1 pseudogene is annotated in these 277 nt (G+C 74.4%); it reads right to left on the bottom strand.

The window, feature by feature from the left end:
• Nucleotides 1-277, bottom strand: a pseudogene (locus tag HJO_RS18570) (hypothetical protein); the annotation flags it as partial.

Raw genomic sequence — 277 nt, 5'->3', positions numbered from 1 at the left:
GTGGGGGTGGGGGTGGGGGCGACGGTGGCCGGGCGGATGGTCTCTGCGGCAGCCATCGAGGCGAGGCGGACCTGTTCGGTTTCGCGCGCGGCCTTCGCCTTCAGGGCGGCGACGCGCTGGGCCTCGGCCTCTGCAGCGGCAACCCGCCGGGCCTCGATATCGGCCAGGCGCTTTGCCTCGGCAGCAGCAGCGGCATCCTGCTCGGCCTTGAGGTCTGCCAGGCGCTTCGCTTCAGCTTCGGCGACCCGGGCGGCTTCGGCCTCGGCGAGGCGGGCCT

The sequence above is a fragment of the Hyphomonas johnsonii MHS-2 genome, assembly GCF_000685275.1.
Lineage (GTDB): Bacteria > Pseudomonadota > Alphaproteobacteria > Caulobacterales > Hyphomonadaceae > Hyphomonas > Hyphomonas johnsonii.
This window is presented reverse-complemented; position numbering and strand designations above follow the sequence as displayed.